Origin of the sequence: Priestia sp. AB, from assembly GCF_028369225.1 — a bacterium.
Lineage (GTDB): Bacteria > Bacillota > Bacilli > Bacillales > Bacillaceae_H > Priestia > Priestia megaterium.
The window spans coordinates 1-15,635 of sequence record NZ_JAQMYN010000033.1; the positions used below are offsets into that span (position 1 = coordinate 1).

Sequence of the window (15,635 nt, forward strand, 5' to 3'; positions counted from 1 at the left end):
ATTTAAAAAAATAAAAATTAACGTTGACGTTTACTATTTCGTTCAGTTTTCAAAGAACTCTTGTCTCAAGGCGACTTTCTTATCTTACCACCTCAAGAATAACTTGTCAACAACTTTTTTCATTAAGTTATTTTCGAGTTATTTTTTGTTGTTGTCTTAGCGACGTATATAAATATAACACCTGTTAACTTGTTGGTCAACAACTTTTTCAAAAAAATAAAAGTTTTCTCGGAAAGATTCCAGAAAACTTTTATTTTGGATATTCCTCCAAATTATAATATGAAATTATTAATAACAAGTAAGGCAGCTATGCCTGGAATACCTAAAATAGCTGAAACAATGGCTGTGGGGAAATTAATAGGGATATGAATACCAAACTGTACGCCAAAGATGTTAATAAAGAAAAGCAGCAGAACGCCAATAATAAGCTTGATCGATAAATTTCCAATGACTCGAAGCATTTTTTCAACACCACCTGTTACTAAAAGTAGAATGATTAGCCCTATTAAAAAAGACACAACTACAATGGGATGATTTAGCATGTTGCCTCCTTCTTAAAGCAGATAAGTTATCTTATATGTATGTCCAAGCATTCAAAAAAAGCACCACTTCACGGAGGGAAATCCTTATTTTATAAAGACAACAAAACAGGATGCCTCTATGACATCCTGTTAATTGAAATATTTCGATGCTTGGCTTCTTTTAATAGAAAAAGATACTTCATTTTGGCTAATCTAATATCTACCATTACCTCTTCTGAAGGATCTACACTTCTTTCTACCATTGAAGTTTTGTGACTCCATTCCTGCTTTACTTGCATAAAAGTCTTCACAAATTCATCATCGTACTCTTTGCGTAACCAACCTTTTCTTTTAAAAAACATATGCAAGTACCTCGTTATACTTCTCTTCTACCTTCTAGTGCTTTAGATAATGTTACTTCATCTGCGTACTCAAGATCTCCTCCAACGGGTAACCCATGAGCAATTCTAGTAATTTTAATTCCTGTCGGCTTTAAGAGCCTAGAGATATACATAGCCGTAGCTTCGCCCTCTATATTCGGGTTAGTGGCTAAAATCACTTCTTGAATCTCATCATCTTGAAGTCTTTTTAATAACTCTGGTACTTTGATATCTTCAGGCCCTATTCCTTCCATAGGTGAAATTGCACCATGCAGGACATGATACAAGCCGTTATATTCTTTCATTTTCTCCATTGCAATGACATCCTTAGGGTCTTGCACGACACATACCACATTTCGCTCTCTGCGCTGATCTTGACAAATGTAACAAGGATCTTGATCTGTGATATGTCCGCAAACTGAACAATAGGTTAAATTTCGCTTCGCATTGACTAATGCTTTTGCAAAATCTAATACTGTATCTTCTTTCATAGATAAAACAAAGAACGCTAAGCGAACAGCTGTTTTTGGACCAATGCCGGGTAACTTCATAAAACTATCTATAAGCTTTGATATTGGTTCTGGATAATGCACGTGGCAACCACCTTATTAAAGTCCTGGAATATTTAAACCTTTTGTAAATTGACCCATTGTGTTATTTGTTAAATCGTCCATTTGTTTTAATGCGTCATTTGTTGCTGCTAGTACTAAATCTTGTAGCATTTCAATATCTTCAGGATCTACTACATCCTCTTTAATATTTACATCAATTACTTGTTTCTGACCGTTGACTACAACTGTTACCATTCCGCCGCCAGCTGTACCTTCAACAGTTTTTTCAGCTAACTCTTCCTGCGCTTTTTGCATATCTTTTTGCATTTTTTGCATTTGTTTCATCATTTTTTGCATATTGCCCATGCCTTTCATCATATGAACATTCCTCCTAAATTTACTCTTGAATTTCGATTAAGTCTTCTCCAAATAGCTTTTTCGCTTCTGCAACCACAGGGTCTTCCTCCTGTGGTTGACCGGATGACCCATCACTTTGCTGTCCTTGAAGAAACTCTTCTCTTACTTTATCCCATTCGCTTTCTGGAATTGCAACCATTTCACGCTTGCTGCCAATTAAAGTATATAAGATATTCTCTAAATTATCACGTACATTGTTGTTATTTTCAGAAGCCATTTTGCAATGAATTTCATATTTGAATTTAAGTATAAATGATTGATCTGAAGACGCAACCGGTTCACTGTTAGATAACAACGCTGCATGTGAAGCTTTATTTTGTTGTTTCAATGTGTCCAACACTTGGGCCCAAGATCGCTTAATCGTTTCTAAATTCTGCCGAGTGGCATTTTTTAGAACTTCATTTACCTTCCCAACAGGCGTCTTGTACTGACTTCTGGACTGTCTTGTCTGTTTTTTCTCTGTTTGCACTGCCTGAGCTGTATGATCAACTTGAATGCCTTTTTCTTTTAACTGCTGCAGTTCTGCTTCCATTTGATTCATTTTTTGCAAAATGTCTTGATATGGAAGAGCACTCTCTTGATTTGTAGAACTTTGAGCTAATTTTACTAAAGCTACTTCAAGTAGCACTCGAGGATGATTACTCCATTTCATCTCTTGCTGAGTTTGGTTCAATTCAGCGATGACTTTATAAATAAAAGCACTATCCATTTTTGAACTGAGTTCTTTAAACTCTTCGTTAACCGCTGCTTTTTCAAGTAAATATGCATTTTCTTCAGAAGCTTGATAAAGCAGAACATCGCGATAATAGAAAATGAGGTCCTCTACAAACCTCGCTGGATCTTTTCCGTTTTTAATCAAACTTTCAACAGAGTCTAGCGCTTCTACGATGTTTTTATTAAAGATAGCTTGGACGATCTTCACAATAAAAGACTGTGATACTGCTCCTGTTATGGATAGAACATCCTCCAAGCTCACCTTCTCCGTACTATACGAGATAGCTTGGTCTAAAAGACTAAGTGCATCACGCATGCCGCCTTCTGAAGCTTTCGCAATTTCGTAAAGAGCATCCTCGCTTACTTCTAGCTCTTCAGAACCTAATACTTCCTTCATTCGATATACGATATCTTCTGGCGAAATGCGTTTGAAATCAAAGCGCTGACATCTAGAGATAATCGTTAATGGAATTTTATGCGGCTCTGTTGTAGCTAAAATAAAGATAACATGTGCAGGAGGTTCTTCTAACGTTTTTAACAAAGCGTTAAAAGCTCCAATTGAAAGCATATGAACTTCATCAATAATGTACACTTTGTATCGAACAGCACTAGGTGCATATTTTACTTTATCACGGATATCTCGAATTTCATCGACTCCATTATTAGAAGCTGCATCAATTTCAATTACATCAGAAATGGAACCATCAGTAATTCCCCGACAAGTTGCACATTCATTACAGGGTTCAGCAATGGGTGCTTTTTCACAGTTAACGGCTTTCGCTAAAATTTTAGCAGCTGTTGTCTTTCCTGTCCCTCGAGGCCCAGAAAATAAATACGCATGCGAAAATTTCTCTTGGACAAGGGCATTTTGAAGTGTTTTGATAATATGTCGTTGACCGACTACGTCGTTAAAGCTTTGAGGACGGTATACACGGTACAGAGCCTGATATGCCACTACATCCTCTCCTTTTAATATAATTCATTAGTTATCATTATAGCGTATTATGAGGTTTTTTTTCAAAATAGTGAGAGATAAAATAAAAAGCCTACTCCAACAGAGTAGACTAAACTTATGTATATAACTGCCGTGCACCTTCCGTCGATTAGCCACCCCAGGCGTTACTTAAGCAGTTAGCTCGGTTCAGGCGACCCCATGGCACATAGGAGGTTCTGCTTACTGCTGCTTCCTTCCGGACCTGACAGGGTTCACAGATTCCCATTGCATAGGACCCAAACGTCAACACCACTTACTTAAGGCAGGCCCTAAGATGAGCTAACCTCAAGAAGGAATTCGGCCTCGCTAGAGCGGATTGCGAGTACAGGGCACCGCTACCTCCCCGCTTAGCACGGCAAAGTTGAAACCAATAGTTTGGGCATCAAGTTGATGCATTTACAAGTATACGTCTTTTCATTCAAAAATGCAACCGCTATAGAAAACTTACTTTTTTAGCGCTATTTTCCAGCCTTTTTTCGTTGACGCAACTCACGAAAAAAGGTCGTTAAGAGGCTCCCGCATTCTTCTTCTAGCATACCTCCTACTACTTCTGCTTGATGATTAAACTTTTCAAACTCTAATAAGTTTAACAATGTTCCCGCGCAGCCACCTTTAGGATCATAAGCGCCAAACACAACTCTTTTCACTCTTGATAATACAATAGCACCTGCACACATCGGACATGGTTCTAAGGTGACATATAACGTAGCGTCTTCCAATCTCCATGTTCTTAGTTTCTTACATGCTTCATCAATTGCTAAAAGTTCCGCATGAGCAACTGATCGCTGTTCTGTTTCTCGTAAGTTATAAGCTGAAGCAACCACCTCATCATTTTGAACAATAACTGCTCCAATGGGAACCTCTAATTTATCTTTGGCTTTTAATGCTTCATCAATTGCCAACCTCATATACTTTTCATCATTTAACACTTTTTATCCAACCTTACATATTATATTTTTTCTGAGTCAAACTATTTACTATGTACATCAGGAAAAGGAGAGACCTTGTGTGAAGAACGCTAAAACTGCTTTAATTATTATTGATATGCTAAACGATTTTCAATTTAAAAACGGCAAAATACTTGCTAAAAAATCTTTAACAATTGCTCAAAACATTTCCAAATTAAAACAATATGCCTCGTCTCAACATATCCCTATCATTTATGTCAATGACCACTATAAGCTATGGCAAGCAAACTTAGAAACCATTTTAACACACTGCACAAATGAGATAAGCTCACCCGTTCTACATCACATTTCACCACAAAACGCTGATTACTTTTTAATTAAACCAAAGCATTCTATCTTCTATGGAACAGCTTTAAATATTTTGCTATCACAGCTCGATGTTCATACACTTATTTTAACAGGAATTGCGGGAAATATATGCGTGCTTTTTTCAGCTAACGATGCTTATATGCGTGAGTATAACTTAATTGTACCTGAAGATTGTATTGCTTCAAACGCAGATGAAGACAATACCTTTGCTTTGAGAATGATGCATAATGTATTAAATGCTCATATTTGCAAACATACCGAGTTGATGAATTAAGTAAAAAGCCTTCTCATATGATGGAAGTAAGTCATATGAAATGGAGGCTTTTTATTATGCAAATTTACACTGTTAAAGCAGGTGACAGTATATATAGTATTGCAAAACAGTTCCGCATAGACGCAGGGAAAATTATAAGAGCAAATGAATTACCTAATCCAAATCAACTCGTCATCGGGCAATCTATGGTTATTCCAATCAACGGTACTTACTACACAGTAAAAGCCGGGGACACTATATGGAAGATAGGAAGAAAATTAGGCGTTAGCTATCAGGCTATTGCCAATGCGAACAATGTTTCAGTTACAGCACCCTTAACCCCTGGCCGCCGCATCTTAATTCCTCCTTCCCCCAACAAAAGAAACGGTGAGTTTTTAGGGTATGTTGAAACAAGCAATCGAAAAATCACTCCTCAAACAGAGAAAATGATTAATCAAAATGCAAAATACCTTACTTATCTCGGACCAGCGAACTTCGAAGTGCAAAAAGACGGTTCCCTAAAGGCGCCTCCACTTAACAATTTAGGTTCTATTGCTAAAGAAAATGACGTCATTTTCTTAATGGTATTGGCTAATATTGAAAACGGCGCATTCAGTGACGAAGTCGGCCGAGCAATTTTAACTAATAAAGACGTTCAAGATACGCTTTTAAATAATATTGTAAAAACAGCGAAAGAACAAAATTTCAGAGACATTCACTTTGACTTCGAATTTTTGCGTCCGGCAGATAAAGAAGCCTATATTGCATTTTTACAGAAAGCAAAAAAGCGTCTTCAAGATGAGCAACTTCTTATGTCTGTCGCTTTAGCTCCGAAAACAAGTCGAGATCAAAAAGGCAAATGGTATGAAGCACATGATTATAAAGCCATTGGAGAGATTGCTAACTTCGTTGTTCCGATGACATACGAATGGGGATATAGCGGTGGGCCTCCTATGGCCGTCTCTCCTATTGGTCCCGTACGTGATGTTTTAGAATATGCAGTATCTGAAATACCTAGTTCAAAAATTATCATGGGTCAAAACCTATACGGTTACGATTGGACACTTCCTTACAAACCAGGAGGAGAATATGCCAAAGCCATTAGTCCTCAACGAGCTATTGAGTTGGCAGCTCGCTATAAAGTAGCGATTCAATACGACAATAAAGCACAAGCTCCTTTCTTCCGGTATAAAGATGAACAGCAGCGCACCCACGAAGTATGGTTTGAAGACGCTAGGTCTATTCAGGCCAAGTTTGATTTAATCAAAGAATTAAAACTTAGAGGAATGGCCTACTGGAAACTAGGCTTAGATTTCCCGCAAAACTGGCTCTTGATTGAAGACAACTTCAAAATTACAAAAAGAGTGACACAGCCATAAATAGGGAAAGCTTACTGTGAACAGTAGGCTTTTTGTTATTCTTCTTACTGAAAGAAATTTCTTTTCCCCTTATTCTCCTTCTCTATGTTAAAATATTTTTTGTCTGTTTTTTTTGAACGAGTGGTCATGAAGGAGGCAAATGAATGCAAGGCACACCTTTTATTTCAGTAGAAGGACCCATCGGTGTCGGAAAAACCTCTCTAGCTAAAGAGATTGCACAAGCATTTCAATTCGAAATTTTAAAAGAAATCGTAGATGAAAATCCATTTCTCGGGAAATTTTATGAAAATATCAACGAGTGGAGTTTTCAAACCGAAATGTTTTTTCTATGTAATCGATATAAGCAGTTGGAGGATATTCAAAAAGGGTTCTTATCTTATAAAAAACCTGTTGTAGCAGATTATCATATTATGAAAAACATGATTTTTGCTGAGCAAACGTTAAAAGATGAACAGTATAAAAAATATGTACAAATCTTCCACATCTTAACGGCTGATATGCCAGCTCCGAACATTATTATTTATTTAAATGCCAGTTTAGATACCTTGTTAAAGCGGATTAAAATGCGCGGAAGAGAAATTGAACGAAACATCGATCCTCACTACCTTGCGAGGCTAAGTGATGATTATGAAAAGGCTATGTCGGCGTTTGAACAAAATAATCCTGATGTAACCATTTTACGTTATGACGGTGATGAAATAGATTTTGTACAAAATAAACAACACTTAAATAGAATCTTATCAGAGGTTCAAGAAAGTATGTTAAAAAGGAGTATGTAATGATAAACTTACGATCGAAATACAACATTCCTAATGATGCTGTGTTGACGATAGCGGGTACAGTTGGAGTTGGGAAATCTACAATGACTCAATCATTGGCTGATGCTCTCCAATTTCGCACATCGTTTGAAAAAGTAGATTCCAACCCTTACCTGGACAAATTTTATGGAGATTTTGAACGTTGGAGCTTCCACCTACAGGTATATTTTCTAGCGGAACGCTTTAAAGAACAAAAGAAAATTTTCGAGTATGGCGGCGGCTTCATCCAAGACAGATCCATTTACGAAGATACCGGTATCTTTGCTAAGATGCATTTTGAAAAAGGAACGATGTCTAAAGTAGACTATGAAACATATACAAGCTTGTTCGATGCAATGGTTATGACTCCATATTTTCCTCATCCGGATCTGCTCATTTATTTGGAAGGCAGCTTCGAAGATATTGTAGATCGCATTCAAGAAAGAGGGCGACCAATGGAACAGCAAACGCCTCTTGATTATTGGAAAGAGATGCACGCCCGATACGAAGACTGGATTAATAACTTTACGGCTTGCCCTATTCTTCGTTTAGATATTAGAGAATACGACCTTATCAAGGATCCTGATTCAATTGAATCAATTGTTGAAAAAGTGGCTCGCTTTTTACAACATAATGAAAAGCTAAAACGTCGTCATCTATAAAAAAATGCCGCTTTAATAGATAAAGCGGCATTTTTAACAAATAAAAAACCGTTACTTATAAGTAACGGTTTTCCAATCTCCAATTTATCGCGCTATGTTAATTGCATTATAAGTCAAATATGGCGGAGGAAGAGGGATTCGAACCCCCGCGGGCTTTAACACCCCTGTCGGTTTTCAAGACCGATCCCTTCAGCCGGACTTGGGTATTCCTCCGTATCGACAAGTATTAATTTATCATATACAAATAATGAAGTCAACTCTTTTATTGATTTTTTTAAAAAATATGTTCATTAAGAATTAATTCTTAATGAACATCTTCTACTTTTATTTAGAGATAAATTCTTTATTTCCCATATATGGACGCAGCACTTCTGGAATTTGAATTGATCCATCTTCCTGCTGGTAGTTTTCTAAAATTGCAGCTACCGTACGGCCAATTGCTAAGCCAGAACCGTTTAGTGTATGAACATGTTCTGGTTTTGCTTTTGTATCACGGCGGAAGCGAATATTAGCACGGCGAGCTTGGAAGCTTTCAAAGTTTGAACAAGAAGAAATTTCACGATACGTTTCATAACTTGGAATCCAAACTTCAATATCATACTTTTTGGCTGCTGTGAAACCTAAGTCAGCTGTACACATGCTTAGAACTCGGTAAGGTAAACCTAATAGTTGAAGAACCTTTTCAGCATGGCCCGTTAATTTTTCTAATTCATCATAAGAATCTTCTGGCTTAACAAAGCGAACGAGTTCTACTTTATTAAACTGATGCTGACGAATAAGACCACGTGTATCTCTTCCTGCAGAGCCTGCTTCTGAGCGGAAGCAAGCACTATACGCTGTATAAGCAATTGGAAGCTGATCTCCGCTTAAAATTTCATCACGATGTAAATTTGTAACTGGTACTTCAGCTGTAGGAATTAAGAAATAATCTTCTTCTTTAATCTTGAATGCATCTTCTTCAAATTTAGGAAGCTGCCCTGTTCCTGTCATGCTTGTGCGATTCACCATATATGGAGGAAGAATTTCTTCATAACCATGCTCATCCATATGTAAATCCATCATAAAGTTAATAAGAGCGCGTTCTAATCTTGCACCTAACCCTTTATAAAATACAAAGCGGCTTCCCGTTACTTTCGAAGCTCTTTCAAAATCTAAAATATTTAAATCTGTTCCTAAATCCCAATGCGGTTTTGGTTCAAAATCAAATTGTTTAATTTCTCCCCATTTGCGAACTTCTACGTTATCATCTTCAGTTTCACCTACAGGCGTACTTTCATGTGGAACGTTAGGAATTGAAAGCAGCAATAGTTCTAATTCTTCTTCAACGCTGCGAAGCTCTTCATCCAATTGCTTTACGCGATCTCCTACTTCACGCATTTCAACGATTAAATGATCAGCATCTTGTTTTTCACGCTTCAATTGTGCAATTTGCTGTGATACTTCATTTCGCTTGCTTTTTAACTCTTCTGTTTGAGCAATTAGCTCACGGCGTTTTGCATCTAACTCTTCAAAGCGACCTAAGTCCGTTAAGTCCTCACCACGAAACTTGAGCTTTTCTTTTACTTCATTAAAATTAGCACGTAAAAATTTTAAATCTAACATACTTAGTACCTCCTTTAGTATAAAAGGGCAAAATAAAAACTCTCATCCCCATGAAAGGGACGAGAGTTTACCCGCGTTGCCACCCTAATTGAAAGCTAAAATAAGCCTTCCTCTTAAACCAGATAACGGATGAACCGAAACTGCCTACTACTTTTTCGACAGCTTGCTCCAGGACGGATTCATAAGAATTGATTATCGATTCACACCAGCCATCGACTCTCTTGAAATCAAAAATCTTATTACTATTTCCTATCAACGCTTTATACCAATATCATTTTTATTAATCATAATGTACTACAAGTCTTTACAAGATGCAATTCATTTATACAGGTTTTTTTGAAGCTTCTTCAACCATTGCTACAAAATACTGCGCCATGCGGGCATCATCTGTCAATTCTGGATGAAACGAACATCCCAAGAATTGACCTTGTCTTGCCGCAACGATTCGGTCGTTATGCATAGCTAAGACTTCAACGTTTTCTCCTACTTCTACAATATGCGGAGCACGGATAAATACGCCTATAAAATCTTCACCGATATCTTTAATATTTAAGGCAGCTTCAAAGCTATCCCGTTGACGCCCAAACGAGTTTCGAGCTACCGTAATATCCATAACACCTAAATGGGGCTCTTCACGGTCAACGACTTGTCCTGCAAGTAAAATTAAACCCGCACACGTACCAAATACCGGTTTACCTGCTTGTGCAAACTGGCGAAGAGGTTCCATAAAGTCATATTTGTCAATCAGACGACGCATCGCTGTGCTTTCCCCGCCCGGTAGGATTAAACCATCTATTTCGTTTAGCTGTTCAACTTTTTTTATGATAATGGCTTCAGCGCCTGCTGCTTCTAATGCTTGTGCATGCTCGCGAAAGGCACCTTGTAATCCTAACACGCCTACTTTTACCATTTTGTCAAAACTCCCTTTAAATTACCATCCACGCTCTTGCATGCGGTTTTCTGGTAATAATGATGAAATTTCAATCCCTTTCATTGCACTTCCTAACCCTTTTGATAAGTTTGCAATCAGTTCATAGTCTTGATAATGTGTTGTTGCTTCCACGATTGCACGTGCAAACTTTTCAGGGTTGTCTGATTTAAAGATTCCTGATCCAACGAACACGCCGTCTGCTCCAAGCTGCATCATTAACGCTGCATCTGCTGGTGTTGCTACACCGCCTGCTGCAAAGTTTACAACCGGTAAACGACCTTCACGTTTAATTTGCAGTAATAACTCATAAGGTGCACCTAATAGTTTAGCTTCTGTCATTAACTCATCTTCGTCCATGCCCACAACTTTACGTACTTGAGCGTTTACTTGACGCATATGACGTACTGCTTCCACGATGTTTCCTGTCCCTGGTTCGCCCTTTGTACGAAGCATTGCAGCTCCTTCAGCAATACGACGAGATGCTTCGCCAAGATCACGGCAACCGCACACAAATGGAACCGTAAATGTATTTTTATTTAAATGAAACTCCTCATCAGCTGGAGTCAACACTTCACTTTCATCGATGTAGTCTACACCCATCGCTTCTAGCACGCGTGCTTCAACAATATGGCCAATACGAGCTTTTGCCATAACTGGAATGGACACAGCATTCATCACTTCTTCAACAATTGTTGGGTCTGCCATACGAGACACGCCGCCTGCTGCACGGATATCAGCTGGAACACGCTCTAATGCCATAACGGCAACAGCGCCTGCTGCTTCTGCAATTTTTGCTTGCTCTGCATTGATCACGTCCATGATAACGCCGCCTTTTTGCATTTCCGCCATTCCCCGTTTTACACGATCAGTACCTGTAATGTTATTCATGTTTGTCTTCCTCCTGTATCAAGTGTTTCACAATAATTTTTAGTGTATATACAAAATTCAAAACTTAGTGTCTATTTTACCGCATTTTTCGGAAAATTCCTATCTAATTTATAGATTATATACAAACAAATCTAAAAATAAAAAGAAGAGATACTCTCTTGTAGTATCTCTTCTTTCTCTTGAGTTATCATTAAAACCAGTTATTCACTGTATTTGCAGCATTCATCCAAATATCGCTGAAGAAGTTGCCAATACTGCGGATAGCGAGAGAGAACCATCCAGCTTTTTCAACAGATTCGTTTGTCACAACCTGCGTCATGCTATCTGTAGTTTGACCTCCTACATAGCCTAAATCTTTAAGATTGCTGTTTGTTGCACTCACATAAGCAACTGTTTCTCCTTTTTTAATAGGAGCAACAACTTTTTGATCGTTCATAACTTTATCGTTTAACTTAAAGTTGATTTTAGTATGATCTTTTTGACCTTTTTCGGTAATAATCTTTACCGAATTCTTTGGAGAAACGGAAGCTTCTTTTGATTTTCCTTTAGCAACATCAATTGTTTCATGCCCCTTAATCTCGCCGTTAGCAGGCACTACTTCTTTTAACTGAAAATGACTAAAAGCATAATCCAATATCTTTTTTGTTTGGGAAAAACGAGCAGCTTCCGTAGACTTGCCGTTTTCCTTAGCATTCATTACAACTGTTATGTATCTTACCCCGTTACGCTCTGCAGTCCCAGTGAAACATTGACCTGCAAAATCTGTATGGCCAGTTTTTAAACCGTCTACGCCGCTGTAGGCAGCTGAAAAACCTGGGAGCATCTTATTCCAATTGTTCATTTTTGTTTCGCCTTGTTGTCCTTGTCTAAACATCTTAGAAGGAGTTTTAGCTACTTCCAAAGATTCTGGATAATCATGAATTAAGTGATAAGCAAGGGTAGCAACTGCCCGAGCCGATAGAAGGTTCTCATCTTCTTCCTTCGTTCCTTTTGGATACATTCCTTTTAACAGAGAATTAGAAAGACCTGTGGAATTGACAAATTTTGATTCACCCATATTTAATCTTTTTGCCGTTTCGTTCATTAACTTAATAAAGTTTTCTTCAGAACCACTGACAGCTTCAGCTAAAGCAATTGCAGCTCCATTAGCTGAGTAAATAGCCATGGCATCATATAATTCTTTCACCGTGTATTTTTGGTTTTCAATTAACGGTACATTCGATAATCCATAATCCTGAGAAATTTTAGCTGCATATTTACTAACTGGCACACGTTGATCCCAAGATAATTTCTTATCTTTTATGGATTCTAATACTAGGTATTCCGTCATCATTTTTGTCATGCTTGCAATACCTAATAAAGCATCCGTATTTTTCCCGTATAATACTTTCCCCGTACTTGCCTCTACTAAGATCGCTGCATCTGCTTCAACGCCAATATCATCTGTTTTAGGAGCAGCTGATGCTTGTGTAGAGACAAAAAATACGCTGGCCATTAACATAACAGCAATGACACAAATTAATTGTTTCTGTACTGCGTTTCTCACTCTATACCCTCCAAACGTAAACTCACATAAATGTAATTTTATCATACTAAAATTTAAAAAAATAGATAAAGAAGTACTGTTACATTTATGATCCATGACATAAAAAACACGTTTCCCTAATAGGGAAACGTGTTTTTTAACATTCATGATTATCTCATAGAATAGTTAGGAGATTCTTTTGTGATTTGTACATCATGTGGGTGGCTTTCTCTTAAACCTGCTCCAGTCATACGAATGAATTGTGCCTGTTCACGTAACGCTTCTAAGTTAGCTGAACCACAGTAACCCATTCCTGCGCGTAAACCGCCAATCATTTGATATAAAGTATCTGCTACAGGTCCTTTGTAAGGCAAACGTCCTTCGATACCTTCTGGGACTAATTTTTTATTATCTTCTTGGAAGTATCGATCTTTACTTCCTTTTTCCATAGCTCCTACAGAGCCCATTCCACGGTACACTTTAAAGCGTCTACCTTGGTAGATTTCTGTTTCTCCAGGACTTTCTGTCGTCCCTGCTAGAAGGCTTCCTAGCATTACTGTATGTCCACCAGCCGCAAGTGCTTTTACAATATCTCCAGAGTATTTAATACCGCCATCTGCGATAATAGCTACACCGTGCTTACGAGCTTCAGTTGCACAGTCATATACTGCTGTAATCTGTGGAACGCCTACACCAGCTACAACACGAGTTGTGCAAATTGAACCAGGTCCAATTCCTACTTTTACTACGTTTGCTCCTGCTTCAATTAATGCTTTTGTACCTTCAGCAGTTGCTACGTTACCAGCAATAATATTTAACTCTGGATATGCCTCGCGAATGCTGCTTACCGTATCTAAAACGCCTTGTGAATGTCCATGCGCTGTATCAATAACGATAACATCAACGCCAGCTTGTACTAATTTTTCGATACGAACGTTTGAATCAGCTGTTACGCCAACAGCTGCTCCAACTAATAATCGACCTTGTTGATCTTTAGCTGCATTTGGAAACTCAATTACTTTTTCAATGTCTTTAATTGTGATAAGGCCTTTTAATACGCCATTGTCATCTACAAGAGGTAACTTTTCAATTTTGTATTGCTGTAGAATTTTCTCTGCTTCTTCTAAAGTCGTTCCTACTGGGGCAGTAACCAATTCTTCTTTTGTCATTACATCAGCAATTTGCATTGAATAATCTTGGATAAAACGCAAGTCGCGGTTTGTAAGGATTCCAACTAATTTTTGTTCTTCTTCGTTGTTGACAATCGGCACACCTGAGATACGATATTTGCCCATTAGATGTTCAGCAGCAAATACTTGGTTTTCAGGAGTTAAAAAGAAAGGATCCGTGATAACACCACTTTCAGAACGTTTTACTTTATCAACTTGTTCTGCTTGCTGTTCAATCGACATGTTTTTGTGGATGATACCTAAACCACCTTGTCTAGCCATCGCAATAGCCATTTCAGCTTCTGTAACTGTATCCATTCCTGCACTGATGAACGGCACCTTTAATTTTAATGTTTTTGTTAGTTCAACACTCATATCAACGTCTTTAGGTAGTACCTCAGATTTTGCTGGCACCAGTAAAACGTCATCAAATGTTAAGCCTTCTTTAGAAAATTTGCTTTCCCACATTATAGAATCCTCCTTTAAACGACAGAATATTATTAGTAGATTAACAAGCAGATATGTACCTGTCAATAACTTCACTAGATATCAGATAATTCTAATAAAAAGAAAAGGTGATTTAGTTGCATAAATTTAATGATGTTTGGACGTCCTACAATTTATTTTTCTCCGTTCCTTTTGTACAAGACTTTTTAAAAAAGCGCTATCAAAAATTGAATTATAGCGATGCAGAGCAACATAGCTTTAAAAACAGTTACCCCTTTATTTATTATCTGGAACACAGTAAAAATTATTATCAAGTTGCGGCACAATCTCCTGTATCAGTTCAACCAGTTTTATTATTTTATGGAATGTCACAGCTGTTAAAAGCCTGTTTGTTAACGCAAAACCCAGTATATCCAGAAAATACAGCGGTGTTAGCACATGGAGTATCAACACGAAAAAGAAAAAAACAAAGTTATGATTTTTTAGATGATGAAGTTAAGATCCAAAAAAGCGGTTTGTTTTCACAAGTAGGAGAAGAATTGTTTCATGTGAAACAACTGGAAGGTAGTAAATATACAATGAATTATCTGTTGTCGTGCGTACCGGAATTAGATACATTATTTTTAAATTTGGGTACTAGATCATTTTCCCATTTAACAACTATTGGGTCGCTTCCAGCTACCTCTTTGTCTATTCCTGAACAAGTTACACGGTGTTATCATATGAATCACGAAAGGCTCTACTCTTTTTTAAAAGAGCGTTCCCACCTATCATTGTCTCTGGCAGAAGGTCAGATATGTATTCTTGATCCTTCAAGCTGTTTATATAATTGTTCACCTTTTATGTACAATTTCCAAAATAACACGCTGCATGCACCTTTGGAAAAAGATAGCTGCTTATATTTCCCTGAGATGTTGGCACATTACTTATTACTTTATAATTTAAGTATGATTTCACGTTATGAAACAGAGTGGTGGTATGAATTATTGCATACATACTCTTCGAAAGATTACCCATTTATCTTGAGGTTCCTTGAAGTTACGGCTCAAAAGATTCCTTACTTAATTTCTTGTTACTTAAATGAACATACAAAAAAAGACTAGCTAAAATAGCTAGTCTTTTTCAAGT

The 15,635-nt window shown here is 37.5% G+C and carries 16 protein-coding genes, 1 tRNA gene, 1 other RNA gene and 1 other annotated feature; of the genes, 5 read left to right on the forward strand and 13 right to left on the reverse strand.

Going from position 1 to position 15,635, the window contains the following annotated elements; translation table 11 throughout:
• Nucleotides 1–272 precede the first annotated feature (272 nt).
• From POF52_RS30280 to tadA, 7 genes are all read right to left on the reverse strand, one after another.
• Nucleotides 273–542 carry a pro-sigmaK processing inhibitor BofA family protein gene (locus tag POF52_RS30280; protein ID WP_013081328.1) on the reverse strand — a complete coding sequence of 90 codons (270 nt, stop codon included), beginning with the start codon at nucleotides 540–542 and terminating at the stop codon, nucleotides 273–275.
• A 116-nt stretch (nucleotides 543–658) separates the two neighbouring features.
• Nucleotides 659–883: a YaaL family protein gene (locus tag POF52_RS30285; RefSeq protein ID WP_013054840.1), complete on the reverse strand. Its 225-nt coding sequence runs from the start codon at nucleotides 881–883 to the stop codon at nucleotides 659–661.
• 14 nt (nucleotides 884–897) lie between these two features.
• A complete protein-coding gene (recR, locus tag POF52_RS30290) occupies nucleotides 898–1,494 on the reverse strand; it encodes a recombination mediator RecR (protein ID WP_013054839.1) in 597 nt (198 codons plus the stop codon).
• A gap of 15 nt (nucleotides 1,495–1,509) precedes the next feature.
• Complete coding sequence (locus tag POF52_RS30295; RefSeq protein ID WP_013081327.1) at nucleotides 1,510–1,830, reverse strand: YbaB/EbfC family nucleoid-associated protein; 321 nt, start codon at nucleotides 1,828–1,830, stop codon at nucleotides 1,510–1,512.
• Nucleotides 1,831–1,849: 19 nt separating this feature from the next.
• On the reverse strand, nucleotides 1,850–3,538 hold the full coding sequence (gene dnaX / locus POF52_RS30300; RefSeq protein ID WP_271997894.1) for a DNA polymerase III subunit gamma/tau: 1,689 nt from the start codon (nucleotides 3,536–3,538) through the stop codon (nucleotides 1,850–1,852).
• 130 nt (nucleotides 3,539–3,668) lie between these two features.
• Nucleotides 3,669–3,933: signal recognition particle sRNA large type (gene ffs, locus POF52_RS30305), an RNA gene on the reverse strand.
• Nucleotides 3,934–4,035: 102 nt separating this feature from the next.
• On the reverse strand, nucleotides 4,036–4,506 hold the full coding sequence (tadA, locus tag POF52_RS30310) for a tRNA adenosine(34) deaminase TadA (RefSeq protein ID WP_176586534.1): 471 nt from the start codon (nucleotides 4,504–4,506) through the stop codon (nucleotides 4,036–4,038).
• Between the two features lie 79 nt (nucleotides 4,507–4,585).
• On the opposite strand from tadA, the gene POF52_RS30315 reads away from it, so the two are divergent.
• From POF52_RS30315 to POF52_RS30330, 4 genes are all read left to right on the forward strand, one after another.
• Nucleotides 4,586–5,128 carry an isochorismatase family cysteine hydrolase gene (locus POF52_RS30315; protein WP_271997899.1) on the forward strand — a complete coding sequence of 181 codons (543 nt, stop codon included), beginning with the start codon at nucleotides 4,586–4,588 and terminating at the stop codon, nucleotides 5,126–5,128.
• A 56-nt stretch (nucleotides 5,129–5,184) separates the two neighbouring features.
• Complete coding sequence (locus tag POF52_RS30320) at nucleotides 5,185–6,486, forward strand: glycoside hydrolase family 18 protein (RefSeq protein ID WP_013081323.1); 1,302 nt, start codon at nucleotides 5,185–5,187, stop codon at nucleotides 6,484–6,486.
• A 143-nt stretch (nucleotides 6,487–6,629) separates the two neighbouring features.
• On the forward strand, nucleotides 6,630–7,265 hold the full coding sequence (locus POF52_RS30325) for a deoxynucleoside kinase (protein WP_013081322.1): 636 nt from the start codon (nucleotides 6,630–6,632) through the stop codon (nucleotides 7,263–7,265).
• 2 nt (nucleotides 7,266–7,267) lie between these two features.
• Entirely contained in the window at nucleotides 7,268–7,945 is a 678-nt protein-coding gene (locus POF52_RS30330; protein ID WP_271997914.1) for a deoxynucleoside kinase, read from the forward strand.
• Nucleotides 7,946–8,065: 120 nt separating this feature from the next.
• Here the strand turns inward: POF52_RS30330 and POF52_RS30335 are convergent.
• The 6 genes from POF52_RS30335 to guaB all read right to left on the reverse strand — a co-directional run bounded on the left by POF52_RS30335 (nucleotide 8,066) and on the right by guaB (nucleotide 14,528).
• Nucleotides 8,066–8,158, reverse strand: a tRNA-Ser gene (locus tag POF52_RS30335).
• A 111-nt stretch (nucleotides 8,159–8,269) separates the two neighbouring features.
• Nucleotides 8,270–9,547, reverse strand: a complete 1,278-nt coding sequence (gene serS / locus POF52_RS30340) for a serine--tRNA ligase (protein WP_013054831.1) — start codon at nucleotides 9,545–9,547, stop codon at nucleotides 8,270–8,272.
• A gap of 52 nt (nucleotides 9,548–9,599) precedes the next feature.
• Nucleotides 9,600–9,812: a binding site (T-box leader), on the reverse strand.
• A 57-nt stretch (nucleotides 9,813–9,869) separates the two neighbouring features.
• Entirely contained in the window at nucleotides 9,870–10,457 is a 588-nt protein-coding gene (gene pdxT, locus POF52_RS30345) for a pyridoxal 5'-phosphate synthase glutaminase subunit PdxT (protein WP_013081320.1), read from the reverse strand.
• 21 nt (nucleotides 10,458–10,478) lie between these two features.
• On the reverse strand, nucleotides 10,479–11,366 hold the full coding sequence (pdxS, locus tag POF52_RS30350) for a pyridoxal 5'-phosphate synthase lyase subunit PdxS (protein WP_013054829.1): 888 nt from the start codon (nucleotides 11,364–11,366) through the stop codon (nucleotides 10,479–10,481).
• A 190-nt stretch (nucleotides 11,367–11,556) separates the two neighbouring features.
• Nucleotides 11,557–12,912, reverse strand: a complete 1,356-nt coding sequence (locus tag POF52_RS30355) for a serine hydrolase (RefSeq protein ID WP_055992223.1) — start codon at nucleotides 12,910–12,912, stop codon at nucleotides 11,557–11,559.
• A 149-nt stretch (nucleotides 12,913–13,061) separates the two neighbouring features.
• A complete protein-coding gene (gene guaB / locus POF52_RS30360; RefSeq protein WP_013081319.1) occupies nucleotides 13,062–14,528 on the reverse strand; it encodes an IMP dehydrogenase in 1,467 nt (488 codons plus the stop codon).
• A 116-nt stretch (nucleotides 14,529–14,644) separates the two neighbouring features.
• On the opposite strand from guaB, the gene POF52_RS30365 reads away from it, so the two are divergent.
• A complete protein-coding gene (locus POF52_RS30365) occupies nucleotides 14,645–15,610 on the forward strand; it encodes a YaaC family protein (protein ID WP_271997911.1) in 966 nt (321 codons plus the stop codon).
• The last annotated feature ends 25 nt before the right edge of the window (nucleotides 15,611–15,635 follow it).

Excerpts from the sequence above, each read along its gene's own strand:
- pdxT (WP_013081320.1), bottom strand. The coding sequence starts at position 10,457 with ATGGTAAAAGTAGGCGTGTTAGGATTACAAGGTGCCTTTCGCGAGCAT.
- POF52_RS30320 (WP_013081323.1), top strand. The coding sequence starts at position 5,185 with ATGCAAATTTACACTGTTAAAGCAGGTGACAGTATATATAGTATTGCA.
- POF52_RS30325 (WP_013081322.1), top strand. The coding sequence starts at position 6,630 with ATGCAAGGCACACCTTTTATTTCAGTAGAAGGACCCATCGGTGTCGGA.
- POF52_RS30280 (WP_013081328.1), bottom strand. The coding sequence starts at position 542 with ATGCTAAATCATCCCATTGTAGTTGTGTCTTTTTTAATAGGGCTAATC.
- POF52_RS30295 (WP_013081327.1), bottom strand. The coding sequence starts at position 1,830 with ATGATGAAAGGCATGGGCAATATGCAAAAAATGATGAAACAAATGCAA.
- guaB (WP_013081319.1), bottom strand. The coding sequence starts at position 14,528 with ATGTGGGAAAGCAAATTTTCTAAAGAAGGCTTAACATTTGATGACGTT.
- pdxS (WP_013054829.1), bottom strand. The coding sequence starts at position 11,366 with ATGAATAACATTACAGGTACTGATCGTGTAAAACGGGGAATGGCGGAA.
- serS (WP_013054831.1), bottom strand. The coding sequence starts at position 9,547 with ATGTTAGATTTAAAATTTTTACGTGCTAATTTTAATGAAGTAAAAGAA.
- POF52_RS30285 (WP_013054840.1), bottom strand. The coding sequence starts at position 883 with ATGTTTTTTAAAAGAAAAGGTTGGTTACGCAAAGAGTACGATGATGAA.